26 protein-coding genes and 1 pseudogene are annotated in these 25058 nt (G+C 63.2%); 19 read left to right on the forward strand and 8 right to left on the reverse strand.

Translation table 11 applies throughout. The features are described 5' to 3' along the window. Positions 1–69 precede the first annotated feature (69 nt). The gene (gene dinG / locus PspR32_RS19965; RefSeq protein ID WP_010221073.1) at positions 70–2214 is read right to left on the reverse strand and encodes an ATP-dependent DNA helicase DinG; all 2145 of its coding nucleotides are present in this window, start codon (positions 2212–2214) and stop codon (positions 70–72) included. 96 nt (positions 2215–2310) lie between these two features. Between dinG and PspR32_RS19970 the strand changes: the two genes are divergently transcribed. Then, a complete protein-coding gene (locus tag PspR32_RS19970; protein ID WP_010221072.1) occupies positions 2311–2769 on the forward strand; it encodes a CopD family protein in 459 nt (152 codons plus the stop codon). A 71-nt stretch (positions 2770–2840) separates the two neighbouring features. On the opposite strand, the gene PspR32_RS19975 is transcribed toward PspR32_RS19970, so the two are convergent. The 4 genes from PspR32_RS19975 to PspR32_RS19990 form a co-directional block, all read right to left on the reverse strand. Then, on the reverse strand, positions 2841–3599 hold the full coding sequence (locus tag PspR32_RS19975) for a hypothetical protein (protein WP_036996639.1): 759 nt from the start codon (positions 3597–3599) through the stop codon (positions 2841–2843). Next, positions 3592–3867 carry a DUF1145 domain-containing protein gene (locus PspR32_RS19980; RefSeq protein ID WP_010221070.1) on the reverse strand — a complete coding sequence of 92 codons (276 nt, stop codon included), beginning with the start codon at positions 3865–3867 and terminating at the stop codon, positions 3592–3594. Before PspR32_RS19980 ends, PspR32_RS19975 begins: the two co-directional genes overlap by 8 nt. 97 nt (positions 3868–3964) lie before the next feature. Further along, complete coding sequence (locus PspR32_RS19985; RefSeq protein ID WP_010221069.1) at positions 3965–4684, reverse strand: OmpA family protein; 720 nt, start codon at positions 4682–4684, stop codon at positions 3965–3967. Between the two features lie 97 nt (positions 4685–4781). Continuing rightward, positions 4782–5474: an OmpA family protein gene (locus PspR32_RS19990; protein WP_010221068.1), complete on the reverse strand. Its 693-nt coding sequence runs from the start codon at positions 5472–5474 to the stop codon at positions 4782–4784. 160 nt (positions 5475–5634) lie between these two features. On the opposite strand from PspR32_RS19990, the gene PspR32_RS19995 reads away from it, so the two are divergent. The 11 genes from PspR32_RS19995 (at position 5635) to PspR32_RS20045 (ending at position 16512) form a co-directional block, all read left to right on the forward strand. Continuing rightward, complete coding sequence (locus tag PspR32_RS19995; RefSeq protein WP_026001193.1) at positions 5635–6129, forward strand: DUF6231 family protein; 495 nt, start codon at positions 5635–5637, stop codon at positions 6127–6129. A 4-nt stretch (positions 6130–6133) separates the two neighbouring features. After that, the gene (locus PspR32_RS20000; protein WP_010221066.1) at positions 6134–6610 is read left to right on the forward strand and encodes a YchJ family protein; all 477 of its coding nucleotides are present in this window, start codon (positions 6134–6136) and stop codon (positions 6608–6610) included. A gap of 5 nt (positions 6611–6615) precedes the next feature. Continuing rightward, positions 6616–7086, forward strand: a complete 471-nt coding sequence (locus PspR32_RS20005) for an LEA type 2 family protein (RefSeq protein ID WP_010221065.1) — start codon at positions 6616–6618, stop codon at positions 7084–7086. 6 nt (positions 7087–7092) lie between these two features. Further along, positions 7093–7293: an SEC-C metal-binding domain-containing protein gene (locus tag PspR32_RS20010; RefSeq protein ID WP_010221064.1), complete on the forward strand. Its 201-nt coding sequence runs from the start codon at positions 7093–7095 to the stop codon at positions 7291–7293. 178 nt (positions 7294–7471) lie between these two features. Continuing rightward, on the forward strand, positions 7472–9913 hold the full coding sequence (locus PspR32_RS20015; RefSeq protein WP_010221063.1) for a penicillin acylase family protein: 2442 nt from the start codon (positions 7472–7474) through the stop codon (positions 9911–9913). A gap of 192 nt (positions 9914–10105) precedes the next feature. Further along, positions 10106–12142, forward strand: coding sequence for a c-type cytochrome (locus tag PspR32_RS20020; protein ID WP_159389067.1), 2037 nt, complete (start codon positions 10106–10108; stop codon positions 12140–12142). A gap of 177 nt (positions 12143–12319) precedes the next feature. Continuing rightward, on the forward strand, positions 12320–13102 hold the full coding sequence (locus PspR32_RS20025) for a transporter substrate-binding domain-containing protein (RefSeq protein WP_010221061.1): 783 nt from the start codon (positions 12320–12322) through the stop codon (positions 13100–13102). Positions 13103–13165: 63 nt separating this feature from the next. Continuing rightward, positions 13166–13894, forward strand: coding sequence for an ABC transporter permease (locus tag PspR32_RS20030; protein WP_010221060.1), 729 nt, complete (start codon positions 13166–13168; stop codon positions 13892–13894). Then, positions 13891–14601, forward strand: coding sequence for an ABC transporter permease (locus PspR32_RS20035; RefSeq protein ID WP_010221059.1), 711 nt, complete (start codon positions 13891–13893; stop codon positions 14599–14601). The genes PspR32_RS20030 and PspR32_RS20035 overlap by 4 nt, the downstream gene beginning before the upstream one ends. A 7-nt stretch (positions 14602–14608) precedes the next feature. Next, positions 14609–15724, forward strand: a complete 1116-nt coding sequence (locus PspR32_RS20040) for a succinylglutamate desuccinylase/aspartoacylase family protein (protein WP_100782841.1) — start codon at positions 14609–14611, stop codon at positions 15722–15724. A gap of 23 nt (positions 15725–15747) precedes the next feature. Further along, positions 15748–16512 (forward strand): ABC transporter ATP-binding protein, encoded by a 765-nt coding sequence (locus PspR32_RS20045; protein ID WP_010221057.1) that lies wholly within the window; start codon positions 15748–15750, stop codon positions 16510–16512. Positions 16513–16515: 3 nt separating this feature from the next. On the opposite strand, the gene PspR32_RS20050 is transcribed toward PspR32_RS20045, so the two are convergent. Then, positions 16516–16749 (reverse strand): hypothetical protein, encoded by a 234-nt coding sequence (locus tag PspR32_RS20050; RefSeq protein ID WP_010221056.1) that lies wholly within the window; start codon positions 16747–16749, stop codon positions 16516–16518. A 99-nt stretch (positions 16750–16848) separates the two neighbouring features. Continuing rightward, positions 16849–17415, reverse strand: coding sequence for a dCTP deaminase (gene dcd / locus PspR32_RS20055; protein ID WP_010221055.1), 567 nt, complete (start codon positions 17413–17415; stop codon positions 16849–16851). 351 nt (positions 17416–17766) lie between these two features. Between dcd and PspR32_RS20060 the strand changes: the two genes are divergently transcribed. Further along, on the forward strand, positions 17767–17976 hold the full coding sequence (locus tag PspR32_RS20060; protein ID WP_010221054.1) for a cold-shock protein: 210 nt from the start codon (positions 17767–17769) through the stop codon (positions 17974–17976). 162 nt (positions 17977–18138) lie between these two features. On the opposite strand, the gene apbC is transcribed toward PspR32_RS20060, so the two are convergent. Continuing rightward, the gene (apbC, locus tag PspR32_RS20065; RefSeq protein ID WP_100782840.1) at positions 18139–19233 is read right to left on the reverse strand and encodes an iron-sulfur cluster carrier protein ApbC; all 1095 of its coding nucleotides are present in this window, start codon (positions 19231–19233) and stop codon (positions 18139–18141) included. A 156-nt stretch (positions 19234–19389) separates the two neighbouring features. On the opposite strand from apbC, the gene metG reads away from it, so the two are divergent. The 6 genes and pseudogenes from metG to PspR32_RS20095 all read left to right on the forward strand — a co-directional run bounded on the left by metG (position 19390) and on the right by PspR32_RS20095 (position 25056). Further along, a complete protein-coding gene (metG, locus tag PspR32_RS20070; protein WP_010221052.1) occupies positions 19390–21429 on the forward strand; it encodes a methionine--tRNA ligase in 2040 nt (679 codons plus the stop codon). Between the two features lie 90 nt (positions 21430–21519). Beyond that, the gene (locus tag PspR32_RS20075) at positions 21520–22101 is read left to right on the forward strand and encodes an Rnf-Nqr domain containing protein (RefSeq protein ID WP_159389068.1); all 582 of its coding nucleotides are present in this window, start codon (positions 21520–21522) and stop codon (positions 22099–22101) included. Continuing rightward, a pseudogene (gene rsxB / locus PspR32_RS20080) lies at positions 22098–22934 on the forward strand (electron transport complex subunit RsxB); the annotation flags it as partial. The gene PspR32_RS20075 and the pseudogene rsxB, both read left to right, overlap by 4 nt. Positions 22935–22938: 4 nt before the next feature. Continuing rightward, entirely contained in the window at positions 22939–23925 is a 987-nt protein-coding gene (locus tag PspR32_RS20085; RefSeq protein ID WP_159389070.1) for an RnfABCDGE type electron transport complex subunit D, read from the forward strand. Beyond that, positions 23922–24539, forward strand: coding sequence for an RnfABCDGE type electron transport complex subunit G (locus PspR32_RS20090; RefSeq protein WP_036996649.1), 618 nt, complete (start codon positions 23922–23924; stop codon positions 24537–24539). Before PspR32_RS20085 ends, PspR32_RS20090 begins: the two co-directional genes overlap by 4 nt. After that, positions 24532–25056 (forward strand): Rnf-Nqr domain containing protein, encoded by a 525-nt coding sequence (locus PspR32_RS20095; RefSeq protein ID WP_159389071.1) that lies wholly within the window; start codon positions 24532–24534, stop codon positions 25054–25056. The genes PspR32_RS20090 and PspR32_RS20095 overlap by 8 nt, the downstream gene beginning before the upstream one ends. The last annotated feature ends 2 nt before the right edge of the window (positions 25057–25058 follow it).

Raw genomic sequence — 25058 nt, forward strand, 5'->3', positions numbered from 1 at the left:
CTCTCCTTGAGGGCCCATAGGGCCTTGAACTGAGTGATAGACAACGCCCGGAGCATTGCGCTCCGGGTTTCAGGAAATTTCTCTGCGAAACGGTGGCAACGCATTGAGAATAGCCTTGCCGTAGCGCTGGGTGACCACGCGCCGATCAAGCAGGGTGATGGTGCCGCGATCCTCTTCGGTGCGCAGCAGGCGCCCGCAGGCCTGGATCAGCCGCAGCGAGGCATCCGGCACGGCGATTTCCATGAACGGATTGCCGCCCCGGGCCTCGATCCATTCGGCCAGGGCTGCCTCGACCGGATCATCCGGCACCGCGAACGGAATCTTGGCAATCACCACGTGCTCGCAATAGGCGCCCGGCAGGTCGACGCCTTCGGCGAAACTGGCCAGGCCGAACAGCACGCTGGAATCACCGCCATCGACCCGCGCCTTGTGCTTGTTGAGGGTTTCCTGCTTGGACAGGTTGCCCTGGATGAACACCTGCTTGCGCCAGTCGCGGTCCAGGCCGTCGAACACGTCCTGCATCTGCTTGCGCGAAGAAAACAGCACCAGCGAACCGCGCGAACCTTCCACCAGCTCCGGCAGGTCGCGGATGATCGCCGCAGTGTGGGCGGCGGCATCGCGCGGGTCGGCGCGCAGGTCCGGCACCCGCAGCACGCCGGCATCGGTGTGGTGGAAGGGGCTCGGCACGACGCTGGTGACCGCAGTCTTGGGCAGCCCGGCACGCATGCGGAAACGATCGAACTTGCCCAGCGCAGTGAGGGTGGCCGAGGTCACCAGGGCGCCATGGGCGACGCTCCACAGGTTGCGCCGGAGCATTTCGGCGGCGAGGATCGGGCTGGCATTGACCTCGATGTCGAACAGCGCGCCGCTTTCCGCCAGGGTCAACCAGCGGGCCATGGGCGGGCTGTCTTCCGGGTCCTCGGCGGTGAAGGCGGTCCACAGTTCCCAGTTGCCCTGGGCACGCATCAACAGGCTGCCGAACAACGGGTACCACTCCTCGGCCTGATGGCTGGCGATGCCGATGTTGACTTCGCCGTCCATGCCTTCCTTGAGCAGCTCGGTCAGGCGGGTGAACAGGTCGTTGAGGCGCGAGAACCCCTTTTTCAGCTCGATGCCCATCTCGCGCATGTGCTCGGGGACCACCCCGCCTTCGAAGCGATGACGGGGCCGCTCGCGGCCTTCCATGTCTTCGCCGGGGCGGAAATCGGCGACCTGCTCGCAGGCACTGAACATGAACTGTTGCTGGGCCTTGATCTCGCGGGCCAGCTCCGGCACCTGCTCGATCAGTTTGCCCAGGTCGCCGGGCAGTGGATGCTGGGCCAGCAGTTTGGTCAGGTTCTTGGCGGTTTGCTCGAGCCAGTCGGCGGTCGAGCGCAAACGGGTGTAGTGGGCGAAGTGGCCGATGGCCTTGTCGGGCAGGTGGTGGCCTTCGTCGAACACATAAATGGTGTCGCGCGGGTCCGGCAGCACGGCGCCGCCGCCCAGGGCCAGGTCAGCCAGGACCATGTCATGGTTGGTGACGATCACATCGACCTTGCCCATGCCTTCGCGGGCCTTGTAGAAGGTGCACTGCTGGAAGTTCGGGCAATGGCGGCCGGTGCACTGGCTATGGTCGGTGGTCAGGCGCGCCCAGTCCTGGTCTTCCAGGGCCTGGGGCCAGCTGTCACGGTCGCCATCCCAACGGTTGCCGGCGAGCTTCTCGATCATGCTGGTGAACAGCTTCTGGCTGGCCTCATCGACTTCGATCTTGAAGCCTTCTTCTTCGAATAGCTGGGCAGTGGCCGACTGTGCCTGGCCTTCCTGCAGCAGCAGGTCGAGTTTCGACAGGCACAGGTAGCGGCCCCGGCCCTTGGCCAGGGCGAAGCTGAAATTCAGGCCGCTGTTGCGCATCAGGTCGGGCAGGTCCTTGAAGACGATCTGCTCCTGCAGGGCAACCGTGGCGGTGGCGATTACCAGGCGCTTGCCGGCCGCCTTGGCCGCAGGAATCGAGGCCAGGCTATAGGCCACCGTCTTGCCGGTACCGGTGCCGGCCTCGACCGCGACCACAGCCGGTTCACCGACGCGCCGACCTTCGTCGTCGCAGTCGATATCGCCGAGCACCTTGGCCACTTCGGCAATCATCAGGCGCTGGCCATAGCGGGGCTTGAGGCTCTTGGCTTCGAGAAAACGCGAATAGGCGCCCTGAATCGTGGTTTTGAGTTCGTTGCTGATCATGGTGTCGGGCGCCCGAAGGGCTGGATAAATTTTCAGTGTTTCGGTTGGGTCGCTATCATACCCCGCTATTGCCCTTTGCGCCGAATGGAGATCCCGATGCCCATCTTTGCCCTTCCTTATAGCCTGCATGTTCTGGCCGCCCTGGTGTGGGTCGGGGGGATGTTCTTTGCCTGGCTGATCCTGCGCCCTGCGGCGGTTGCAGCCCTGGATGGCCCCGCTCGTCTGCGCCTGTGGGTGGAAGTGTTTCAGCGTTTTTTCGTGTGGGTGTGGATCGCGATCGCGGTGCTGGCGATCAGCGGTGTGATCATGATCAATACCCGTTTTGCCAGCTTCGAGACGACACCGCGGCATGTTCAGGTGATGATCGGTGGCGCGATTGCGATGTTCGCCCTGTTCTTTCGTATCCAGTCGTTGCTGTACCCGGAACTGCGTAAGGCGGTGCAGGCCGAAGACTGGCCTGCGGGCGCGGCGGTCATGGCGAGGATTCGCCGGATGGTCGGGATCAACCTGATGCTGGGGATCGCAGTGGTGTTGTCGGGTGGAGTGTTGTGGTGAATTGAAGCCTGGGGGGCTGCTACGCAGCCCATCGCCGGCAAGGCCGGCTCCCAGAGGGTCGGCGTGTATTTTTACAGGCGCTGCAGAATCAACTCCCCAGCCGCCCCGGGCAAACCTGGCTGGCCTGCCACACCCGGCTTGCCCGCGGCACCGCCAGCGGTGCTGTAAACCAGGCAGCCCTTGCTCGCGCCACCGGCCCCCGGCTTGCCGGCGGCCCCCGCCACACCTGGCGCGCCGCCATCGACCTGAACCACGATGCGCTCGGCCGGGAAATCCGCCGGCAGCGCCAGCCGTACCCGGCCACCAGGCGCGCCGTCATGGCCATTGCCGCCATTGTCGCCATTGGCCCCGCGGCTGGCCTGGCCCCAGGTGCAACCTCCCGGCTTGCCGTTGGCGCCATCGAGCCCGACGTATCCCGGAGCACCGGCCCCGCCACGGGCATCAATGGCCAGCGTCGAGGCCTGCAGTTCATGCAACTGCAACGCCAGGTTGCGCCCGGCCTTCGCCGCCTTTTCATAGGTCCCCGGCGCACCATGGGCGACAATCTGGCTACCCTCGCCCAAACTGGCCCGGCTCACCTCGATCTGCAAGGTGGTGTCGGCCGGCACGATGGCAATCCGCGCGTCATGCCCCAGGTGCAACTCATCGATTTTGAGGTCGACCAGGCTGGCTGGCAGCAACAACGTGGCGGAATCCGCAACCTCCAAGCGCTGCAAATGCACGACGCTGGACTTGTTCGGCAAGCGCAGCACCGAATGGCTCGCCACGCTAATGGCATCGGCCAGGGCCAGGGGGCTGAACAACGCAGCCAGAATGATCAATTTACGCATGAGCAGCTTCCTTGCGGGGTGCAGGAATCGAAAGGACATGAAAAATACCCACCAGCAGGATCTGCAAGCGATCGAACCAACGATGGCTGCGCGTGCGCAAGCAACCATTGAACATCAACACTTCCAGCAGATGCAGGCCAAGCAGGGCGGCACCGGCGGCATTGATCAGCAGGTGGAAGGGATGCTCCAGGGGAATCAGCAGATTCACCAGCACCACCCACCAGAACACCACGGTCAGGGCCTTGGCCAGCCCCAGTAAGCCTTGCATAGGCGCCCCCCGTTGTTATTTTTCGGTGGCGATGCCAGCCACGCCGGCATCGCCTGCAACAGTAACGGCTGACACGCTCCTTGTGCCAGTGGCTCGATCAATTAAGGTGCAGTTCCACCCTGCGATTTTGCGCGCGGCCGGCGTCGGTGTCGTTTTCGGCGATGGGCTGGCTCTCGCCGCGCCCCTGGCTGGTGACTTTCGACGGTGCCAGCCCCTGACTGATCAGGTACTCGGCAACGCTGCTCGCGCGCCGCTCGGAGAGTGCCTGGTTGTAGGCATCGGAGCCTTGGCTATCGGTGTGGCCGATGACCTTGACGCTGACCACATTGGCGCCATTGAGCTTACTGCCCAGCGCCTGCAATTGTTGCTGGGCCGCACTGGTCAACTGCGCCGAATCAGAGGCGAACATCACGGCCCCCTGATCGCTGAGGGTGATGACCTGCGAGGTGGCTGCAGGCTCCGGCGCCTTCTGGCTCACCGGGTACTGCGGCGACGGGCAACCGGTGTGGCTGACCGGGGTATTGGCCGGCGTGTCGGGGCAACGGTCACGACGATCGAACACCCCGTCTTCGTCTTCATCACCATCCTGGGCATAACAGATCAAGCCGCCGGCAATCGCACCGGCAGCACCGGCGCCAGCTGCCCAGGCAGAACTTTCGATGGCCCCCAGGCCGCCACCGACCAGACCGCCAAGCAGACTGCAGATAGGCCAGGTCCTTTGATTGAGTGGGGCGCTGCCATCGCTGTGGGTCGCGCAACCGGAGAGCAGGCTTGCGGCCAGAAGGACCGGCAGTGTGGCCTTGGAGAGAACACTCATGAGAATTGCTCCTGTGTCACCGGCCTCTACCGGTCACACAGGAGTAAAGACCGGCCTGCAGTACTTCTCAAGCCGCAGGCCGCGGTCCGTCGGCGTTTCAGCGCTCGATACGAATTTCCGTACGACGGTTCTGTGCCCGACCCTCGGCGGTGGCATTGTCGGCAACCGGCTGGGTTTCACCCGCGCCCTGCACCGAGACGAAGCTGGCGCGTGGCACACCGCTCTCGATCAGGTACTCGGTGACCGAATGGGCACGGCGTTCCGAGAGTTTCTGGTTGTAGGTATCAGAGCCTTTGCTGTCGGTATGGCCGGTGACACTCAAGCGAGCGTTCGCCGCTTCGCTTTTCAAGCGCGTGGCAATGGTATTGAGGCGCTCCTTGTCAGCAGCGGTCAGTTTGGCGGAGTCGAACTCGAAGTGAACATCGCGGATGACGATGACCTCTTCCTTGACCACGGCCACTTCTTCGACCACGGCCACGGGCTCTGGCGGACAACCGTTGGCATCGACCTGTACCCCACGCGGGGTACCCGGGCATTTGTCGCGGCTGTCCGGCACGCCATCACCGTCTTCGTCGCCATCGCCATGGGCCCAGCAATAGCCCGCCGCCATGCCTGCGCCGAGCAACGCGCCCCAGCCAGCCCAGCTGGAACTCTCGATGGCGCCCAGGGCTGCGCCGCCTACACCCCCGACGGCAGCACACTTCGGCCAGTCGGTTTTTTGCAAACCTGCACAACCAGTCAACACGCTGGTTAGCAGAACCAGAGGTAATGCTGTGCGTACTATGCTCATTTTGTTGCATCTCCTAGGGGGAATCGGTGCAAAACCGATGCTCTGGGAGTAAAGACCGCCTCATTGATATCCGCCAGCAATAGGCCATGATGCGGCGCTGCGGCACTATGCCAAGGGACGCCAGACCGTTAATCTTGCCCGATCTGACCGAGGATTCCCGATGATGGACGGCTTTTCCCAGCGCACCCCGCAACAGGCCCTTGCCGCCCTGCTCGATCGCTATGCGCCACAGCGGCTGCTATTGATAGGTGAGCGATTTCCGGCACTGGAGGCGTTCGCCCAGGCCCATCCGCATGTGCAAATCGCCGTGGCCAGCCCCGGCCCGCTGCCTGGGGAGCTGGCGGCGCAACGCTTCGACCTGGCGCTGCTGGTCGATTGCCTGGAGCATCTGCCCAAACGTGACGGTCTGCAGTTGCTGGGGGGTATCCGTAACCTCAACGCCAGCCGCGTGGCGGTACTGGCCGACCTGAGCGCCTGCGGCTGGCAGGAAACCGATTTTTTCGCCCTGGCCCTGCAGGCCAGCGAAAAATTCCAACGGGATGCGCAGGTTCTAAACCTGTTCACCTATGATCTACATGAATACAAACAGGTCCCGGACTGGCTCAATGCCAAGTTCTGGGCCAACCCGGAAAATTTTGGCAAGTACTGGTGGTGAAGCAATGAGTGTCTCGGTTTGTCCCTGCGGTAGCGGCGATCTGCTTGATACCTGTTGCGGGCATTATCACGCAGGGCTTCCCGCCCCCGACGCGCAGACCCTGATGCGTTCGCGCTACAGCGCCTACGTACTGGGGCTGGTCGACTACCTGGTAGCCACCACCCTGCCGGCGCAGCAGGCCGGGCTCGATCGCGAAGCGATCAAGGCCTGGAGCCAGCAAAGCACCTGGCTGGGCCTTGAGGTGGAAAGCGCCGAGGTGTTCGGCGGCAAGCCTGAACATGCGTTCGTAACCTTCACCGCCCGCTGGCACGACAACGACGGCGAGCATTGCCATCGCGAACGCTCAGCCTTCGTACAGAACCAGGGCCGCTGGTACTTCATCGACCCCACTGTCAGCCTCAAGGCCACGCGCAACGACCCCTGCCCGTGCAACAGCGGGCAGAAATTCAAGAAGTGCTGCTCCAGTTACCTGGGTAGCTGAGCCTGATGGCCCGCCTGTTGCTGATTGGCGCTCTGCTCCTGCAACTGGTGGGGTGCGCCAGCTGGCTGGACGCGGACTATCAAGACCCGCAGGTGCACCTGCTCAAGGTGGAACCGGTAAAGATGCGCCTGCTGCAACAGGAGTTCGTGCTCCATGTGCAGGTCGACAACCCCAACGACAGCCGTCTGTTCATCCGTTACCTGAGCTACAAGGTGCTGATCAACGACCTGGCGCTGACCGCAGGTGAAGCCAGCCTCTGGCGCAGCGTCGGCGCCCACGCGCGGCGCACCTTCAAGATCCCGGTGCGCACCAACCTCTGGCAGCAGGTCAAACCCCTGGCAAAATTGCTCAAAGGCAGCCAAGGTCCACTGCGCTATCGCCTGGAAGGTGAACTGAGCAGCGGATTATTCTTCGCCCGCGACCTGCACTTGTCGCGCAGTGGTGAGATAATTCCCGGCGATCTTATTCCGGAGTAACCCAAGATGACCCAGCAACCCCATGTCCATGGCCCTGACTGCAACCACGATCATGATCATCACGACCATGACCACGGCCATGTACACGGCCCGCACTGCAACCACGGCCACCAGGAGCCGGTGCGCAACGCCCTGAAGGACGTCGGCCGCAACGATCCGTGCCCATGCGGCAGCAGCAAGAAGTTCAAGAAGTGCCACGGGGCCTGATAGCGGCCTTGTAGCAGTGGCCGGCGCTTGTGCCCAGCACAGGTGCGGCCGCTAGCCCCTCCCGGCAGGATCGACGCCTCGTCAACTGCTGAAAATAAAGGCGGCGCCCCGCTTGCATGGTGTGATCGCGCTCACTAACGTAGCGCCTTTTACCGCCACGCCCTGCAGGAGCCTGATCATGGCCGCGCCAGCCCTTCCCCCTTTTACCCCCCGGTTCGGCGTAGCCGCTGTGATGCTCGGGCTATTGAGCCTGAGCGGCTGCCAGATGGCCGGCCAGCGTGACAGCGTGCTGCCTGCTACAGGCGTGCAGCCGCTCAAGGGCCTGGCGCAGAATGTTTCAGTACGCCGCAACGCCATGGGCATGCCGCTGATCGAATCGAGCAACTTCCACGATGCGCTGTTCGCCCTGGGTTATGTCCACGCCGGCGACCGTATCGGGCAGATGGTCGGCATGCGCCTGCTGGCTCAAGGCCGCCTGGCGGAAATGGCCGGCGCCGATGTGCTGGAAGTCGACCGCCTGATGCGCGCGGCCAACCTCAAGGCCAGCGCCAACCAGCTGTATGCCGATGCCTCACCACGGCTCAAGCGTTTCTTCGAGGTGTATGCCCGCGGCGTCAACGCCTACCTGTTCCGCTACCGCGACAAGCTGCCGGCCCCCTTGGCCCAGAGCGGCTACCGCCCGGAATACTGGAAGCCCGAGGACTCGGCGCTGATCTTCTGCCTGTACACCTTCAGCCAGTCGGTCAACCTGCAGGAAGAACTCGCAGCCCTGGGCCTGGCGCAGAAAGTCGGCACCGACAAACTGGCCTGGCTGTTGCCCAGCTATCCTGACGAGCCCCTGGCCCTGGCCGAAACCGACAAGCTCAAAGGCCTTAACCTGAATAGCCAGCTCGCGGGCCTGGCGCCATTGACCGCGGCCAGCGAGCAACTGGCCGCGCTCAACCTGCTCGGCACGGCCGGCGCCAGCAACTGGGCGATTGCCCCGCAGCGCAGCCGCAGCGGCAAGAGCCTGATGGCCAGCGATACCCTCGGTGCCTGGGCCATGAGCCCGGTGCAGATCCGCTCGCCCAAGTACCAGGCCGCTGGCGTGTCGATTGCCGGCCTGCCGCTGGTGCTGTCCGGCTACAACGGCAAGCTGGCCTGGAGTGCCAGCGCGGTGATGGCCGACAACCAGGACCTGTTCCTGGAAAAACTGCGCAAGGAAGGCAACCGCTTGATGTACCAGGCCGACGGCAAATGGCTGCCGGCCCAGGCCCGCAACGAGACCTTCTTCATCAAGGGCCAGCGCCCGCTGCGTGAGACCCTGTACGACACCCGCCACGGCACCCTGCTCGGCCAGCCGCAGAATGCAAGCCTGGGCCTGGCCTTGCGCATGCCCGAGTTCAAGGGCGACCAGAGCCTGGACGCCTTCTTCAACCTGTCGCGGGCGCAGAAAGTCGAGCACGCGTTCGACAACACCCGCGAGATCGGCGCCGCGGCGCTGAACTTCGTCTTTGCCGACGCCAGCAATATCGGCTGGCAAGTCAGCGGACGCTTCCCCAACCGCCGCGAAGGCCAGGGCCTGCTGCCGTCGCCGGGCTGGGACGGACGCTACGACTGGGACGGTTACGCCGACCCGATGCTCCATCCCTACGACCAGGACCCACCCCAGGGCTGGCTTGGCAATGCCAACCAGCGCAGTGTGCCCAAAGGCTACGGCATGCAGCTGTCCAACAGCTGGTACTACCCCGAGCGCGCCGAGCGCCTGGCGCAACTGGCCGGCAATGGCAAACATGACAGCCGCAGCCTGATCCTGATGCAGAACGACCAGACCACGCTGTTTGCCGACAAGCTGAAAAAGATGTTCGAAGCGCCCGGCATGGCCCAGCCCCTGAAGCAGGCGATCGACGCCCTGCCCGCCGATCAGCGGACCAGGGCCCGTGAGGCTTACACCCGGCTGATGGCCTTTGACGGCCGGCTGAGCAGCACATCGGCAGATGCCGCCCTGTACGAACTGTTCCTGCAGGAAAGCGCAAAACTGACCTTCCTCGACGAGCTGGGCCCCGAATCCAGCCTGGCCTGGCAGGCGTTCGTCGGCAATGCCCGGTTGTCCTATTCGGCCCAGGCCGACCACCTGCTCGGTCGCGAAGACAGCCCATTCTGGGACGATCAGAAAACCGCGCAAAAGGAAGACAAACCGACCATTCTTGCCCGCAGCCTCGCTGCGGCCGTCAGCGCCGGCGAAGCGCAACTGGGCAATGACCACCGCGCCTGGCAATGGGGCAAGCTGCACCAGTACCGCTGGCCGGTACCGACCTTCCACGGCCTGGGTGATACCGTCAGCCGCGGCCCGCTGGCCAGCGGTGGTGACCACAGTACCCTGAACCTGGCGCCCTACGCCTGGGGCAAGGACTTCAACGCGCAACTGGCACCGTCGCTGCGCATGGTGGTGGACTTCGGCCAGGTCGAACCGCTGCAACTGCAAAGCAGCAGCGGCCAGTCCGGCAACCCGGCCAGCCCGCACTTTGCCGACGGCCTGGATGCCTGGTTCAAAGGCCGCTACATGAGCCTGCCGGTGCAGCCGCAAAACTTCGACCGCGCCTATGGCAGCAAGCGCCTGACCCTGGTGCCGGGCAAGTAACCCCGGTACAACCACCCGCAGCCGGTGCAATGCCGGCTGCGCTGATCCATATCAACAGCCCCCGCCACCAAATCCATTACAACGAAACTGAGGCCGGTTTCGTTACCAGCCTCTGCCTGATGAACCATAAAAACGATTGCAGCCCTGCGCCCAGGGGACCACCCCACGCCAGGTGATTAAAGGAATAATGCAATGGCATCTGCCTTCTCCCGTCTGGCCCTGGTGGCCACGACCGTGTTGTCGTTCTGTGCACTCGCCAGTGAGCCGCCCCCGGCAGCGGCGGCCGACCCCGAACTGCTTGCCCGCGGCAAGTACATCGCCCAACTGGGCGACTGCATCGCCTGCCACACCGCCCCGCAAGCGCCGCAAATGGCCGGCGGCCTGCAACTGCAAACGCCCATGGGCACCATCTATTCGAGCAACATCACCCCCGATCCAGACACCGGTATCGGCCGCTACAGTTTTGAACAGTTCGACAAGGCCATGCGCGAAGGTGTTACCCCGGACGGTACCAACCTCTACCCGGCAATGCCCTACCCGTCCTACGCGAAAATGAGCGAAGAGGACATGCGCGCCCTTTATGCCTACCTGATGCACGGCGTGACGCCGATCAGCCAGTCCAACCAGGAAGCGGACATGAGCTGGCCGTTCAACATGCGCTGGGGCTTGTCGTTGTGGAACTTCGCCTTCGTCGACACCCAGCCCTTCGAGCCCGACCCCAACAAGGATGAGGTGCTCAATCGTGGTGCCTACCTGGTGCAAGGCCTGGGTCATTGTGGTGCCTGCCACACCCCACGCGGCATCGCCTTCCAGGAAAAAGCCATGAGCGACGCCGGTCGCAGCGGCAAGCACTTCCTCGCCGGCGAAACCGTTGAGCACTGGCGCGCCCTGAGCCTGCGCAACCTGTGGACCGTCGACGACACCGTGCAACTGCTCAAGACCGGGCAGAACCGCTTCGCCACGGTGTCGGGCAACATGGCCGACGTGATCCATCACAGTACCCAGCACTTCAGTGATGGCGACCTGATTGCCATCGCCAGCTACCTGAAGTCCCTGCCGCCGGGCAAGGACGACCTGCCGATGCCGGACATCCCGCTGGCAGCTGCAGCACCGGATGACCTGTTCAGCAGCCGTGGCGGCCTGGGCTACACCCAGTTCTGCAGCGACTGCCACCGCCCCGACGGGCGCGGGGTCAAGGGCCTGTTCCCGCCATTGGCCGGCAACCCGAGCATCGCCTCGGCCAATCCGACCTCCTTGCTGCACATCACCCTCACCGGCTGGGAGACCGCGCAGACCGCCACCCATTCGCGGGTCTACACCATGCCGGGGTTTGCGCGCCTGGCCGATGAAGAGATCGCCGAGATCCTGAGTTTCGTGCGCAATCGCTGGGGCAACAACAGCTCGCCGATCACTGCCAAGCAGGTGAAGACACTGCGTGAGCAACTCAACCCGCAGACCACCGACTCGACGGCATTTGAAACCCCTCGCCTGGCCAACCTGCTGGCTGCCGCCAACGCCGACCAGGTCATCCGTGGCATGCGCCTGCACCTGCAAACCCGCGAGTTGCTGCCGAACAACGTCGGTAACGCGCTGAACTGCACCAGTTGCCACCTCAACGCCGGCACCGTGGCCGATGGTTCGCCGTTTGTCGGCGTCTCGGCATTCTTCCCCAGCTACGCACCGCGGGCGGGCAAGGAAGTCACCCTCGAAGAGCGCATCAACGGCTGCTTCCGTCGTTCGATGAATGGTAAACCGCTACCGCCGCAATCAGCGGACATGCAGGCGATGGTGGCCTACTTCGACTGGATGAAGATGAACACCCTGCCGGGCGACAAAGTGGCCGGACGCGGGGTCGGCAAGATCGATACCGCGATCAAGCCGGACCTGGACAACGGCAAGCAGGTGTATGCCGAACAATGTGCGGTGTGCCATGGCAGCAATGGCGAGGGCCTGGCCCGTGAAGACGGCAGCCTGGTGTACCCGCCACTGTGGGGCGAGCAGTCGTTCAACATCGGCGCCGGCATGGCCCGCACCTATACCGCCGCAGCATTCGTCAAACGCAACATGCCGATTGGCTTCCACGAGAAGTTCCCATTGGGCCAGGGTGGCTTGAGTGATCAGGAGGCGGTGGATGTCGCGGCCTGGTTCTCGCAGCAACCACGGCCGGACTTCCCGGACAAGGTCAAGGATTGGCCCAACGGTGGCAAACCGGTGGATGCGCGCTACTAAAAGCGCCGCGCTACAGCCCATCGCTGGCAAAGCCAGCTCCCACAGGATCATGCATACACCGATCCATTGTGGGGGCCGGCTGGAATATGGTGTGAAACTTGCTATCACTGTGTTGTCTGGCATCGACCGGTAACGGCTTTGTGCCACCCCAACACTTTGCGAATCCAAGGACACACAATGAAAAAAGCATGGCTGACGCTTTCCGCACTCGCGTTGTGTCTGGCTGCGGGGAATACCCTGGCCAAGGAATACAAGGAGCTGCGCTTCGGCGTTGATCCGTCTTATGCACCATTCGAATCGAAGGCCGCCGACGGTACCCTGGTGGGCTTCGACATCGACCTGGGCAATGCCATCTGTGCTGAGCTCAAGGTCAAGTGCAAGTGGGTGGAAAGCGACTTCGACGGCATGATTCCAGGGCTCAAGGCCAACAAGTTCGATGGTGTAATCTCGTCGATGACCGTTACCCCGGCGCGGGAGAAAGTCATCGATTTCTCCAATGAGCTGTTCTCCGGTCCCACCAGCCTGGTGTTCAAGAAAGGTTCCGGCCTGACCGCCGACCCGGCCTCGCTCAAGGGCAAGACCGTCGGCTACGAGCAGGGCACTATCCAGGAAGCCTACGCCAAAGCCGTGCTGGACAAGGCCGGGGTCAAGACCCAGGCCTACCAGAACCAGGACCAGGTCTACGCAGACCTGACCTCCGGGCGCCTGGATGCCTCGATCCAGGACATGCTCCAGGCTGAGCTGGGCTTTCTCAAGTCGCCCAAAGGCGCCGACTACGAAGTCAGCGAGCCGGTCGACAGCGAATTGCTGCCATCCAAGACCGCCATCGGTATCAAAAAAGGTAACACTGAGCTCAAGGCGCTCCTGGACAAAGGTATCAAAGCGTTACACGACGACGGCACCTATGCCCAAATCCAGAAAAAACACTTCGGTGACCTGAACCTCTACAGCGGCAAATAACCCATGTGGGAACCGGCCATGCCGGTTCCCACCTGTTCGCGTCTACTGGCATAGGTTCGGTTCATGTTCGAAGACCTGCTGCAATTTCTGGGGCTCTCGGCATTCAGCTTGAAGGGTTTCGGCCCCTTGCTGCTGCAGGGCACCTGGATGACCATCAAACTGTCCTTCATGTCGCTGCTGGTCAGCGTTGGCCTGGGCCTGCTCGGTGCCAGTGCCAAACTCTCGCCAGTGCGCCCGCTACGCCTGATCGCCCAGGCCTACACCACGCTGATTCGCGGCGTGCCCGACCTGGTGCTGATGCTGCTGATTTTCTACAGCCTGCAAACCTGGCTGACCACCCTGACCGACACCATGGAATGGGAATACATCGAGATCGATCCATTCGCCGCCGGGGTCATCACCCTGGGCTTCATCTACGGCGCCTATTTCACCGAGACCTTCCGCGGCGCCATCCTCGCCGTGCCCCGCGGCCAGGTCGAAGCAGCCACCGCCTATGGGCTCAAACGCCTGCAACGTTTCCGCTTCGTGGTCTTTCCGCAAATGATGCGCTTCGCCCTGCCAGGCATCGGCAACAACTGGATGGTGATGCTCAAGGCCACCGCCCTGGTGTCGATCATCGGCCTGGCCGACCTGGTCAAGGCCGCCCAGGACGCCGGCAAGAGCAGCTACCAGCTGTTCTACTTCCTGGTGGTCGCCGCCTTCATCTATCTGTTGATCACCAGCGCCTCGAACGTCGCCCTGCGCTGGCTGGAACGGCGCTATAACGTCGGCACCCGGGAGGCCATCCGATGATCGAACTCTTGCAGGAATACTGGCGCGCCTTCCTCTACACCGACGGCACCCACATCACTGGCCTGGCCATGACCATGTGGCTGCTGACCGCATCGCTGGCCATCGGTTTCGTGGTGTCGATCCCGCTGTCGATAGCCCGGGTGTCGCCGCGCTTCTGGATTCGCTGGCCGGTCCAGTTCTACACCTACCTGTTTCGCGGCACGCCGTTGTATATCCAGTTGCTGATCTGCTACACGGGGATCTACAGCCTGGAAGCGGTGCGCGCCCAACCGCTGCTCGACAGCTTCTTTCGCGACGCGATGAACTGCACCATCCTCGCCTTTGCCCTCAACACCTGCGCCTACACCACGGAGATTTTCGCCGGGGCGATCCGCAGCATGAACCATGGTGAAGTCGAGGCAGCCAAGGCCTACGGCCTGCGCGGCTGGAGACTTTATGCTTATATCATCATGCCGTCGGCGCTGCGCCGCTCGCTGCCCTACTACAGCAACGAAGTGATCCTGATGCTGCATTCCACCACAGTGGCCTTCACCGCCACCGTGCCGGACATCCTCAAGGTCGCCCGTGACGCCAACTCGGCCACGTTTCTGACTTTTCAGTCGTTCAGCATCGCTGCGGCCATCTACCTGTGCGTGACCTTCGCCCTGGTAGGCTTGTTCCGCCTCGCCGAACGTCGCTGGCTGGCTTTTCTAGGACCGACACACTAGGACTGATATGCATCACTCGACTCACGACATTCTGGCGCCGGTTCCAGGCATTGCCCGGCAGATCCACAGCTTCCACTTCGGCCCCCCGCAAGCCGGCAAGATCTACATTCAGGCCTCGCTGCACGCCGATGAACTGCCCGGCATGCTGGTGGCCTGGCACCTCAAGCAACGCCTGGCTGAGCTTGAGGACCAGGGCTTGCTGCGCCGCGAGATCGTGCTGGTGCCGATTGCCAACCCGGTGGGCCTGGAACAGGTGCTGATGGATGTACCACTGGGCCGTTATGAGCTGCAGAGCGGGGAAAACTTCAACCGCCACTTCGTCGACCTGAGCGACCAGGTCGGCGACCAGGTCGCCGATCACCTGAGCCAGGACCCGCAGCACAACATCGCGCTGATTCGCGAAAGCCTGCGCCGCGCCCTGGACACCCATGTCGCCCACACCCCGCTGCAATCCCAGCGCCTGACCCTGCAACGCCTGGCCTGCGATGCCGAGATGGTGCTCGACCTGCACTGCGATTTCGAGGCCGTGGCACACCTGTACACCACCCCGGAGGCCTGGCCACAGGTCGAGCCGTTGTCACGTTACCTGGGAGCCCAGGCCAGCCTGCTGGCCACCGACTCGGGCGGCCAGTCCTTCGATGAGTGCTTTACCCTGGTCTGGTGGCAATTGCAGCAGCGTTTCGCCAAGCAGTTCCCGATCCCCCAGGGCAGCTTCTCGGTGACCGTCGAATTGCGTGGCCAGGGCGATGTCAGCCATCCACTGGCGGAACAGGACTGCGCAGCAATCCTCGATTACCTGACCCGCTACGGCGCCATTGAAGGCGAGCCCGCCGCCCTGCCCGCCCTGAGCTACCCGGCAACGCCGCTGGCCGGTGTGGAGCCTGTGGCGACGCCCCTGGGCGGCTTGCTGGTGTTTCACGCCAAACCGGGCCAGTACCTGCAAGCCAATGAGCTGATCGCTGAAGTCATCGATCCGCTCAGCGACCGGGTAACCCCGGTGCGCAATACCCAGCCCGGCCTGCTTTATGCCCGCTCGCTGCGGCGCATGGCCACCGCCGGTATGGTCGTTGCCCATGTGGCAGGCAACCAGGCCTATCGCAGCGGCTACCTGTTGTCGCCTTGAACCCTTACCTTTAGAGCCTGCGCATGTACAAACTGACCATCGAAGACCTGCACAAACGCTACGGCGAGCATCACGTGCTCAAGGGCGTTTCGCTCAAGGCCAAGACCGGCGACGTGATCTGTCTGATCGGCGCCAGCGGCTCGGGCAAGAGTACCTTCCTGCGCTGCATCAACTTCCTCGAACAACCCAACGAGGGCAGCATGACCCTCGACGGCAAGCCGGTGCACATGACCCACGACCATCATGGCCTGCATGTCACCGACCCGGACGAGCTGCAGCGCCTGCGCACGCGCCTGGCCATGGTGTTCCAGCACTTCAACCTGTGGAGCCACCTGAGCGTACTCGACAACATCGCCATGGCGCCGCGGCGGGTACTGGGGGTAAGCAAGCACGAGGCCGAAGAGCGCGCCCGCCGCTACCTGGACAAGGTCGGTCTGGCGCCGCGGGTGGCGGATCAGTTCCCGGCGTTCCTCTCCGGCGGCCAGCAGCAACGGGTGGCGATTGCCCGGGCGCTGGCCATGGAGCCGGAAGTCATGCTGTTCGACGAACCGACCTCGGCCCTCGACCCGGAGCTGGTCGGCGAAGTGCTGCGGGTGATTCAGGGCCTGGCCGAAGAAGGCCGGACCATGATCATGGTCACCCACGAAATGGCCTTCGCGCGCAAAGTGGCGAGCCAGGTGATGTTCCTTCACCAGGGCCTGGTGGAGGAACAAGGGCCGCCGGAAGAGGTGCTGGGCAATCCGAAAAGCGAGCGCTTGCGTCAGTTCCTGAGCGGCAACCTCAAGTAGGGGTCAGGCGATCGGCGCTGGTGGCGGCTCGTCGGGCAAGGTCGGCTCGCCCGGCTCCATCGGCGGATGTTCACCCGGTTGCGGTGAATCGGGGGTGTCCGGGTCAGGCTGACCGGGCACGCCGCCCGCCTGCACGCTATGCGGGTGCGGATGTGCCAGCAACGACCAGGCCAGCACCCCAACGCTGTTGGGCTGCAGCACGGCCAGCTTGGCACTGATGGTCGGGTCGAGTTTCATGGGTTGCTCCTGGTTGACGTCCGCCTGGCGTGTTGCCGAGCGGAACAGTTCAACTCATTGGAGTGTGCCGGGGGCGAGGAATTCCCTCGCTTTGTCGCCTCAGGTGCGTGGCAAGGTAACGCCGCGCTGGCCCTGGTATTTGCCGCCACGATCCTTGTAGGACACTTCACATTCTTCATCGGATTCGAGGAAGAGCATCTGCGCCACGCCTTCGTTGGCGTAGATCTTTGCCGGCAGCGTGGTGGTGTTGGAGAACTCCAGGGTCACGTGGCCTTCCCACTCCGGTTCAAGCGGGGTGACGTTGACGATGATGCCGCAGCGGGCGTAGGTGCTCTTGCCCAGGCAGATGGTCAGCACGTTACGCGGGATACGGAAGTATTCGACGGTGCGGGCCAGGGCGAAGGAGTTCGGCGGGATGATGCAGACGTCGCTCTTGACGTCGACAAAGCTGCCGGCATCGAAGTTTTTCGGATCGACGGTCGCCGAGTTGATGTTGGTGAACACCTTGAACTCGTCGGCGCAGCGCACGTCGTAGCCGTAGCTGGAGACGCCGAAGGAGATCAGCCGGTTGTCGCTCTCACCGCGCACCTGGCGCTCGACGAAAGGCTCGATCATGCCGTGTTCCAGCGCCATGCGGCGAATCCACTTGTCCGATTTGATGCTCATGGCGGAGTGTCCTGAAATTGCGTGGTGAAAAAATTCTGTGCGGCATCTTACCGGGCCCGGCGCCGGGTTCAAAGTTCCATGCGACATCAACCGTCGGATCCACGTATGACGGGGCCTGCGCGGGGGCCTGAAGCACCGTCAGTCATGAATTATGAGAAAGCTTCACAAGACCATTGGCACGTTCTGGAAAAAGGGTTAAGGTGACGCCACTGTGCTGCACGTGTCACTGAGAATATCTACCTGATGCAAGATTTCGATCAACCCATCTTCATGAATTTTCTGCCTCTTTGCACTCAGTCTCGGCCAGGGCGTTTCCTGAGTCGTAGTTAACTTTGTCCAAGGAGACAGACCATGTCCAATCGCCAAACCGGTACCGTTAAGTGGTTCAACGATGAAAAAGGCTTCGGCTTCATCACCCCACAATCCGGTGACGACCTGTTCGTACACTTCAAAGCCATCAAGGCTGACGGCTTCAAGAGCCTGAAAGAAGGCCAAGCGGTCTCTTTCATCGCTACCCGCGGTCAGAAAGGCATGCAGGCTGAAGAAGTAGAAGTTATCTAACTTCCGCTTTACAGCTTGAAAAAAGCCCCGCCCTTAACAGGTGGGGCTTTTTTTATGCCTTGATTTTAGGCTGTCTGGTGGCCCATCGCTGGCAAGCCAGCTCCCACAAGGTCCAGTGCATGCAGAACCTGTGGGAGCTGGCTTGCCAGCGATAGCATCACCTCAATCTTCGCTGATAGTGATATTCGGCATCGCCGGCGCCGCTGCTTCCTGCAGCACGATCCGCGCCCCGACCTGACGGGCCAGCTCCTGATAGACCATGGCAATCTGGCTTTCCGGCTCGGCAATCGCCGTCGGCTTGCCGCTGTCGGCCTGCTCGCGGATCAGCATCGACAACGGCAGCGATGCCAGCAGCTCGACACCGTACTGGGCCGCCAGCTTCTCGCCGCCGCCCTCACCGAACAGATGCTCGGCATGACCGCAGTTGGAGCAGATGTGCACGGCCATGTTCTCGACCACACCCAGCACCGGGATGTTGACCTTGCGGAACATCTCCACACCCTTTTTGGCATCGAGCAGCGCCAGGTCCTGCGGCGTGGTGACGATGACCGAGCCAGCCACCGGGACTTTCTGCGCCAGGGTCAGCTGGATATCGCCAGTGCCCGGCGGCATATCGATGACCAGGTAATCGAGGTCGTCCCAGGCCGTTTGCGTCACCAGCTGCAGCAGCGCCCCGGAGACCATCGGCCCGCGCCAGACCATCGGCGTGTTGTCGTCGGTCAGAAAGGCCATGGACATGACCTCGACACCATGGGCCTTGAGCGGCACGAACCACTTCTGTTCGCGGATCTGCGGCCGCGTGCCTTCGGCGATACCGAACATCACGCCCTGGCTCGGGCCATAGATATCAGCATCGAGAATCCCCACCCGCGCACCTTCACGGGCCAGGGCCAGGGCCAGGTTGGCGGCGGTGGTCGACTTGCCGACGCCGCCCTTGCCCGACGCCACGGCAATGATGTTCTTGACGTTGGCCAGGCCCGGAATCTGCGCCTGGGCCTTGTGTGCGGCGATCACGCAGGTGATCTCGACCTGCGCCGAAGCCACCCCGTCGAGACCTTCGACAGCCGTTTGCAGAACCTGCGCCCAGCCGTTCTTGAACAGACCGGCGGCATAACCCAGTTGCAGTTGCACGCTGACGCGATCGCCCTGGATATCGATGGCCTGGACACAGCCGGCGCTGACCGGGTCCTGGTTCAGGTAAGGGTCGGTGTACTGGCGAAGTACGGCTTCGACGGCTGCGCGAGTGACGGCACTCATGGAGACTCCCGTTATAAAGACTGAGCAAAACAGGCCACTATGCTAACCCGTCATACCTGTTCAGATACGTCCATGGGGTGAAATATATTTCCCGGCGTTTTATAGTGGCCGATCACCGTTTCATCTCAAGTAGCCGAAAAAAGTAGCCGAGCCCCCATGTCCGAGCCACGTCAGATTCTCGTCACCAGCGCCCTGCCCTATGCCAATGGTTCCATTCACCTTGGCCATATGCTCGAGTACATCCAGACAGACATGTGGGTGCGCTTCCAGAAGCTTCGCGGCAACCAGTGCATTTATGTCTGCGCGGACGACGCCCACGGTTCGGCCATCATGCTGCGCGCCGAGAAAGAAGGCATCACCCCCGAGCAGCTGATTGCCGCCGTCCAGGCCGAGCACAGCGGGGATTTCGCCGACTTCCTGGTCGAGTTCGACAACTTCCACTCGACCCACGCCGAAGAAAACCGCGAACTGTCGAGCCAGATCTACCTCAAGCTGCGTGACGCCGGGCACATCGCTACCCGTTCGATCACCCAGTACTTCGACCCGGACAAAAAAATGTTCCTGGCCGACCGCTTCATCAAGGGCACCTGCCCCAAGTGCGCGACTGAAGACCAGTACGGCGATAACTGCGAAAAATGCGGCGCCACCTACGCGCCAACCGAGCTGAAGAACCCCAAGTCGGCGATCTCCGGCGCCACGCCGGTGCTCAAGGACTCGCAGCACTTCTTCTTCAAGCTGCCGGACTTCCAGGCCATGCTCCAGCAGTGGACCCGCAGCGGCACCCTGCAGGACGCGGTGGCCAACAAGATCGCCGAATGGCTGGATGCCGGCCTGCAGGAATGGGACATCTCCCGTGATGCGCCGTACTTCGGCTTCGAGATCCCCGATGAGCCGGGCAAGTACTTCTACGTCTGGCTGGACGCACCGATCGGCTACATGGCCAGTTTCAAGAACCTCTGCGCCCGCCGCCCGGAGCTGGACTTCGACGCGTTCTGGAGCAAGGACTCGAAAGCCGAGCTGTACCACTTCATCGGCAAGGACATCGTCAACTTCCATGCCCTGTTCTGGCCCGCCATGCTCGAAGGCGCCGGCTACCGCAAGCCGACCGGTATCAACGTGCACGGCTACCTGACCGTCAACGGCTCGAAGATGTCCAAGTCGCGCGGCACCTTCATCAAGGCCCGCACCTACCTGGATCACCTGGCGCCGGAGTACCTGCGCTACTACTACGCCTCCAAGCTTGGCCGCGGCGTCGACGACCTCGACCTGAACCTGGAAGACTTCATCCAGAAGGTCAACTCCGACCTGGTCGGCAAGGTGGTCAACATCGCCAGCCGCTGCGCCGGTTTCATCCACAAGGGTAACGACGGCGTCATGGTTGACGGCGACGCCGCACCAGAGCTGACCGAAGCCTTCCTTGCCGCCGCTCCGGGCATTGCCGAAGCCTACGAAGGCCGCGACTTTGCCCGCGCCATGCGCGAGATCATGGGCCTGGCCGACCGCGCCAACGCCTGGATCGCCGACAAGGCGCCATGGTCGCTGGCCAAGCAGGAAGGCAAGCAGGACGAAGTCCAGGCGATCTGCGCCCAGGGCATCAACCTGTTCCGCCAGCTGGTGATCTTCCTCAAACCGGTACTGCCCGTGCTGGCCGCCGACGCCGAGGCGTTCCTCAACGTCGCCCCGCTGACCTGGGCCGACCATCAGACCCGCCTGAGCAATCACCAGCTCAACCCGTTCAAGGCGCTGATGAGCCGTATCGACCCAGCCAAGGTCGAAGCCATGACCGCGGCCTCCAAGGAAGACCTGGCGGCCAGCCAGACCAGCGTCGTCACCGGTAATGGCGAACTGGCCAAGGACCCGCTGTCGGCCGAGATCGACTTCGACACCTTTGCCGCTGTCGACCTGCGGGTCGCGCTGATCCTCAAGGCCGAAGCCGTGGAAGGTGCTGACAAGCTGCTGCGCCTGACCCTGGACATCGGCGACGAACAACGCAACGTGTTCTCCGGCATCAAGTCGGCCTACCCGGACCCAGCCAAGCTCGAAGGTCGCCTGACCATGATGATCGCCAACCTCAAACCGCGCAAAATGCGCTTTGGCATCTCCGAAGGCATGGTCATGGCAGCCGGCCCTGGCGGCGAAGAGATCTACCTGCTCAGCCCTGACAGCGGCGCCAAGCCGGGCCAGCGCATCAAGTAAGGTTCACGCCCCGGCCGATTGCGGCCGGGGCGTTCTCATCCTCGCGTCATTGCCGGATAATGGCGGACAGCCTCAGCATTCGGCCCCCTCATGAGCGAATTCTTTCTGGCCCTGGTCAGCGCCGCGCTGATCAACAACCTGGTCCTGCACCAGGGACTGGCCATCGACCCACTGCTGCGCAGCGCTACCGATCAGGATCGGCGCCAGGTGCATGCACTGGGGCTGGCAACCCTGGTGTTGCTGGTTTTGGTAGTCGGCCTTGGGCAACTGATCTACCGCCTGGCGCTGCTGCCCCTGCAGCTTGAGTACCTGCGCCTGTTCGTGTTCCTGCCGCTGTGCGTGCTGCTGATCAAGCCGCTGCTCACTCTGCTGACACGCCTGCTGCCCGCCCTGCCCTTTGACGGCTTGCTGCCCTTGCTGCTGGCCAACGTAGCGCTGCTAGGCTTGAGCCTGCAGGCCAGCGAAAACGGTTTTGGCGTCGCGCAAACCCTGGCCTGGAGCCTGGGTGGCGGCCTGGGCTTCTGGCTGGCCTTGAGCCTGTTCGCAGACCTGCGCCAACGCAGCGACAACGACGACATCCCAGAGGCATTTCGCGGCCTGCCGATCGAGCTGATTGGCGCCGGCGTGATGGCCATGGCGTTTCTCGGCTTTAACGGATTATTCAACCCATGAGTCTGATTCAACGCATCGACGCCCTGCTGCCGCAGACCCAATGCGGCAAGTGTGGCCACCCAGGCTGCAGGCCTTACGCCGAAGGCCTGGCTGCGGGCGAAGCGATCAACAAATGCCCACCCGGTGGCCGCGAGACCATCGCCGCCCTGGCCAGGTTGCTGGAAGTGCCGGTGATCGAACTGGACCCCGAGCGCGGCAGTGCTCCGGCGCAGGTCGCATTCATTCGCGAAGCCGAATGCATTGGCTGTACCAAATGCATCCAGGCCTGCCCGGTGGACGCCATTGTCGGCGCGGCCAAGCTGATGCACACGGTGATCAGCGCCGAATGCACCGGCTGCGACCTGTGCGTGGCGCCTTGCCCGGTGGACTGCATCGACCTGCTGCCATTGACGGTCAGCAGCAACATCGTGGCGATTGTCGGCGGCCTGGCCCAGGATGCCGAAACACTCGCAGCCCGCAGCCATAAGCGCAACCATGCCCGGCGCCGTTTTGAGCAGCGCAACAACCGCCTGCAACGCGAAGAAGCACGCAAGCAGGCCGAACGCCTGGCCCGCAGCCAGCGGGCAGCCAACCCCACCGCTGCCACCCCAAGCGCGGCGGTCGACGACCCGATCAAGGCGGCCATCGAACGCGTCAAGGCACAGAAAGCCGCGGCCGCCGATGCCGCCCTCAAGCAGGCCAAAATCGCCGCGGCCATGAGCCGGGCGCAATTGAGCAAGGCCAGGGCGGCCTTTGGCGATACCCCGAGCGAGACCCAGCAAGCACAGCTGGCGGAGCTTGAGCGCGAAGCGCAACAGGCCCAGACGCGCCTGCAAACACTACAACCGGCAGCCGACCATGGCCGCGACTGATAACAGCGAACGCCTGCGCAGCACCATGGGCCTGGTGCTGCTGGCCTGCGCGCCAGGGTTGCTGACCCTGCTGTGGCTACACGGCTGGGGGCTGCTCTTGAACCTGCTGCTGTGCGCCAGCGCGGCACTGGCAAGTGAAGCGCTACTGCTGAAACTGCAACACCGGCCGATCCGACCCGCCCTGAATGATGGCAGCGCCCTGGTCACTGCCGTCCTGCTGACGGCGGCACTGCCGGCCTACACCCCCTGGTGGCTGCCAATGATTGCCGCCAGCAGCGCCATTGTCCTGGGCAAGCAACTCTACGGCGGTGTCGGCAAGAACCTGTTCAACCCGGCGATGGTCGGCTATGTGCTGGTGCTGCTGTCGTTTCCACAACATATGACCCAGTGGCCGGTCACCCAGGTACTGGGGCTGGCAGATACGCTGCAGCAGGTATTCGGCCTTGGTCCCGGCAACCAGCCGGATGCCTGGGCGCAAGCCACGGTACTGGACGGCCTGCGCAACAACCGCAGCCTGACCATGGATGAGCTGTTCGCCAGCCATCCCGGCTTCGGCCACTTTGGCGGCCGGGGCAGCGAAGCGGTCAACCTGGCCTTTGTACTCGGCGGCTTGCTGCTGTTACAGCGCAAGGTCATCAGCTGGCATGCCCCGGTCGGCCTGTTGGCCAGCTTGCTGCTGATCAGCCTGGTGTGCTGGAACGGCTCGGGCTCGGACTCCAATGGCTCGCCGCTGCTGCATCTGCTGTCCGGCTCGACCATACTGGCGGCGTTTTTCATCGTCACCGAGCCGGTGTCAGGGCCGAAAAGCCCAAAAGCCAAGCTGCTGTTCGGTATCGGCGCGGGCGTGCTCATTTACCTGATTCGAACCTGGGGCAGCTATCCGGACGGTGCCGCATTCGCGGTCTTGTTGATGAATCTCTGTGTTCCCACGCTGGAGCGCTGGGCAGAGCGCGGGCAGGCGCAAGCGCAATGAACACCACGTCGATACGCTCCACGGCGCTGTTGCTGGCCCTTGCCGTGCTGGCCGTGGGCGGCACAGTACTCTGGCACCAGCTCACCGCCCAGCGCATCACGGACGCCGAGCAGCAGCTCAAGGCCCAACGCTGGCTCAGCGTGCTGCCCGAACAGCACTACGACAACCAGCCGCTGCAACACCCCCTGCGCCTGGGGGCCGCGCCCCTGGATCACAGCCGCCTGCTCGCAGGCTATCTGGCGACCTTGCAGGGGCAGCCCCGCGCGGTCGTGCTGCACAGCCAGGCGCAGGGCTATGGCGGCCCGCTGGACTTGTTGATTGCCATCGATGACAGCGGCCGCCTGATCGGCGTAAAGGTGTTGCAACAACAGGAAACCCCTGGCCTGGGCGGCAAGCTGGTCGAACCCGGCAACACCTGGCTGCAAGGTTTTGTCGGCAGCAGCCGGCACACCATTGCCGATACCGCCTGGGCACTCAAGCGCGATAGCGGTCAGTTCGATCAACTGGCCGGCGCCACCGTCACCTCCCGGGCAGTCATTCAGGCCACCCATGATGCCCTGCGCTATTTCGACGAGCATCGCCAGCAACTGCTGACAGGGGGCGCCAATGAATAGACAGTGGCTCGCGGCCATAAGCCTGGCGCCCTTACTGGGGGCCACACAGACGTTAGCGCAGGCAAGTGCCATTGCGCTGTTCAGCCTGTTGATCATCGGCCTGCACCGGCTGTGCATGACGCCCCTGCACAAAGTGCTGGAGGCAAGCGCCAGCCTGATCGCCAGCGTGCTGCTGGCCGCCTTGCTGGTCACCTGCCTGGAGTTGACCCTACGCGCCTGGGCCCTGCCACTGTCGCTGGCGCTGGGCCCCTATTCGGCACTGATCGCCGTACAATGCCTGGTATTCGAGTTCGCCCAGGGCGCCAGCGGCCGTTGGCGTACGGCGGCGGCCACACTGGGCGGTTTCGCTTTGTTGTGCATGGCCATGGGGCTGTTCAGGCAAGGGCTTGGCGAGTTTGCCAACCTGCGCCTGGCCAGCCTGTTGCCCGGTGCGCTGATACTTTTGGGCCTGATGCTGGCCCTTTACAACCGGGTTTGCCGACGGCCAGCCCCTACACGTCGTCAAGGAAAGCGTTGACC

The sequence above is a fragment of the Pseudomonas sp. R32 genome (assembly GCF_009866705.1).
Classification (GTDB): Bacteria; Pseudomonadota; Gammaproteobacteria; order Pseudomonadales; family Pseudomonadaceae; genus Aquipseudomonas; species Aquipseudomonas donghuensis.

Coding starts and splice junctions, on each gene's coding strand:
- PspR32_RS20025 (WP_010221061.1), top strand. CDS start 12,320: ATGAAAAAAGCATGGCTGACGCTTTCCGCACTCGCGTTGTGTCTGGCT.
- PspR32_RS20090 (WP_036996649.1), top strand. CDS start 23,922: ATGAACACCACGTCGATACGCTCCACGGCGCTGTTGCTGGCCCTTGCC.
- apbC (WP_100782840.1), bottom strand. CDS start 19,233: ATGAGTGCCGTCACTCGCGCAGCCGTCGAAGCCGTACTTCGCCAGTAC.
- PspR32_RS20030 (WP_010221060.1), top strand. CDS start 13,166: ATGTTCGAAGACCTGCTGCAATTTCTGGGGCTCTCGGCATTCAGCTTG.
- PspR32_RS20095 (WP_159389071.1), top strand. CDS start 24,532: ATGAATAGACAGTGGCTCGCGGCCATAAGCCTGGCGCCCTTACTGGGG.
- PspR32_RS20045 (WP_010221057.1), top strand. CDS start 15,748: ATGTACAAACTGACCATCGAAGACCTGCACAAACGCTACGGCGAGCAT.
- PspR32_RS19970 (WP_010221072.1), top strand. CDS start 2,311: ATGCCCATCTTTGCCCTTCCTTATAGCCTGCATGTTCTGGCCGCCCTG.
- PspR32_RS20050 (WP_010221056.1), bottom strand. CDS start 16,749: ATGAAACTCGACCCGACCATCAGTGCCAAGCTGGCCGTGCTGCAGCCC.
- PspR32_RS20075 (WP_159389068.1), top strand. CDS start 21,520: ATGAGCGAATTCTTTCTGGCCCTGGTCAGCGCCGCGCTGATCAACAAC.
- PspR32_RS20060 (WP_010221054.1), top strand. CDS start 17,767: ATGTCCAATCGCCAAACCGGTACCGTTAAGTGGTTCAACGATGAAAAA.
- PspR32_RS20015 (WP_010221063.1), top strand. CDS start 7,472: ATGGCCGCGCCAGCCCTTCCCCCTTTTACCCCCCGGTTCGGCGTAGCC.
- PspR32_RS19990 (WP_010221068.1), bottom strand. CDS start 5,474: ATGAGCATAGTACGCACAGCATTACCTCTGGTTCTGCTAACCAGCGTG.
- PspR32_RS20085 (WP_159389070.1), top strand. CDS start 22,939: ATGGCCGCGACTGATAACAGCGAACGCCTGCGCAGCACCATGGGCCTG.
- PspR32_RS20035 (WP_010221059.1), top strand. CDS start 13,891: ATGATCGAACTCTTGCAGGAATACTGGCGCGCCTTCCTCTACACCGAC.
- PspR32_RS20040 (WP_100782841.1), top strand. CDS start 14,609: ATGCATCACTCGACTCACGACATTCTGGCGCCGGTTCCAGGCATTGCC.
- PspR32_RS20005 (WP_010221065.1), top strand. CDS start 6,616: ATGGCCCGCCTGTTGCTGATTGGCGCTCTGCTCCTGCAACTGGTGGGG.
- metG (WP_010221052.1), top strand. CDS start 19,390: ATGTCCGAGCCACGTCAGATTCTCGTCACCAGCGCCCTGCCCTATGCC.
- PspR32_RS20000 (WP_010221066.1), top strand. CDS start 6,134: ATGAGTGTCTCGGTTTGTCCCTGCGGTAGCGGCGATCTGCTTGATACC.
- PspR32_RS19995 (WP_026001193.1), top strand. CDS start 5,635: ATGATGGACGGCTTTTCCCAGCGCACCCCGCAACAGGCCCTTGCCGCC.
- dinG (WP_010221073.1), bottom strand. CDS start 2,214: ATGATCAGCAACGAACTCAAAACCACGATTCAGGGCGCCTATTCGCGT.
- PspR32_RS19980 (WP_010221070.1), bottom strand. CDS start 3,867: ATGCAAGGCTTACTGGGGCTGGCCAAGGCCCTGACCGTGGTGTTCTGG.
- PspR32_RS19975 (WP_036996639.1), bottom strand. CDS start 3,599: ATGCGTAAATTGATCATTCTGGCTGCGTTGTTCAGCCCCCTGGCCCTG.
- PspR32_RS20010 (WP_010221064.1), top strand. CDS start 7,093: ATGACCCAGCAACCCCATGTCCATGGCCCTGACTGCAACCACGATCAT.
- PspR32_RS20020 (WP_159389067.1), top strand. CDS start 10,106: ATGGCATCTGCCTTCTCCCGTCTGGCCCTGGTGGCCACGACCGTGTTG.
- dcd (WP_010221055.1), bottom strand. CDS start 17,415: ATGAGCATCAAATCGGACAAGTGGATTCGCCGCATGGCGCTGGAACAC.
- PspR32_RS19985 (WP_010221069.1), bottom strand. CDS start 4,684: ATGAGTGTTCTCTCCAAGGCCACACTGCCGGTCCTTCTGGCCGCAAGC.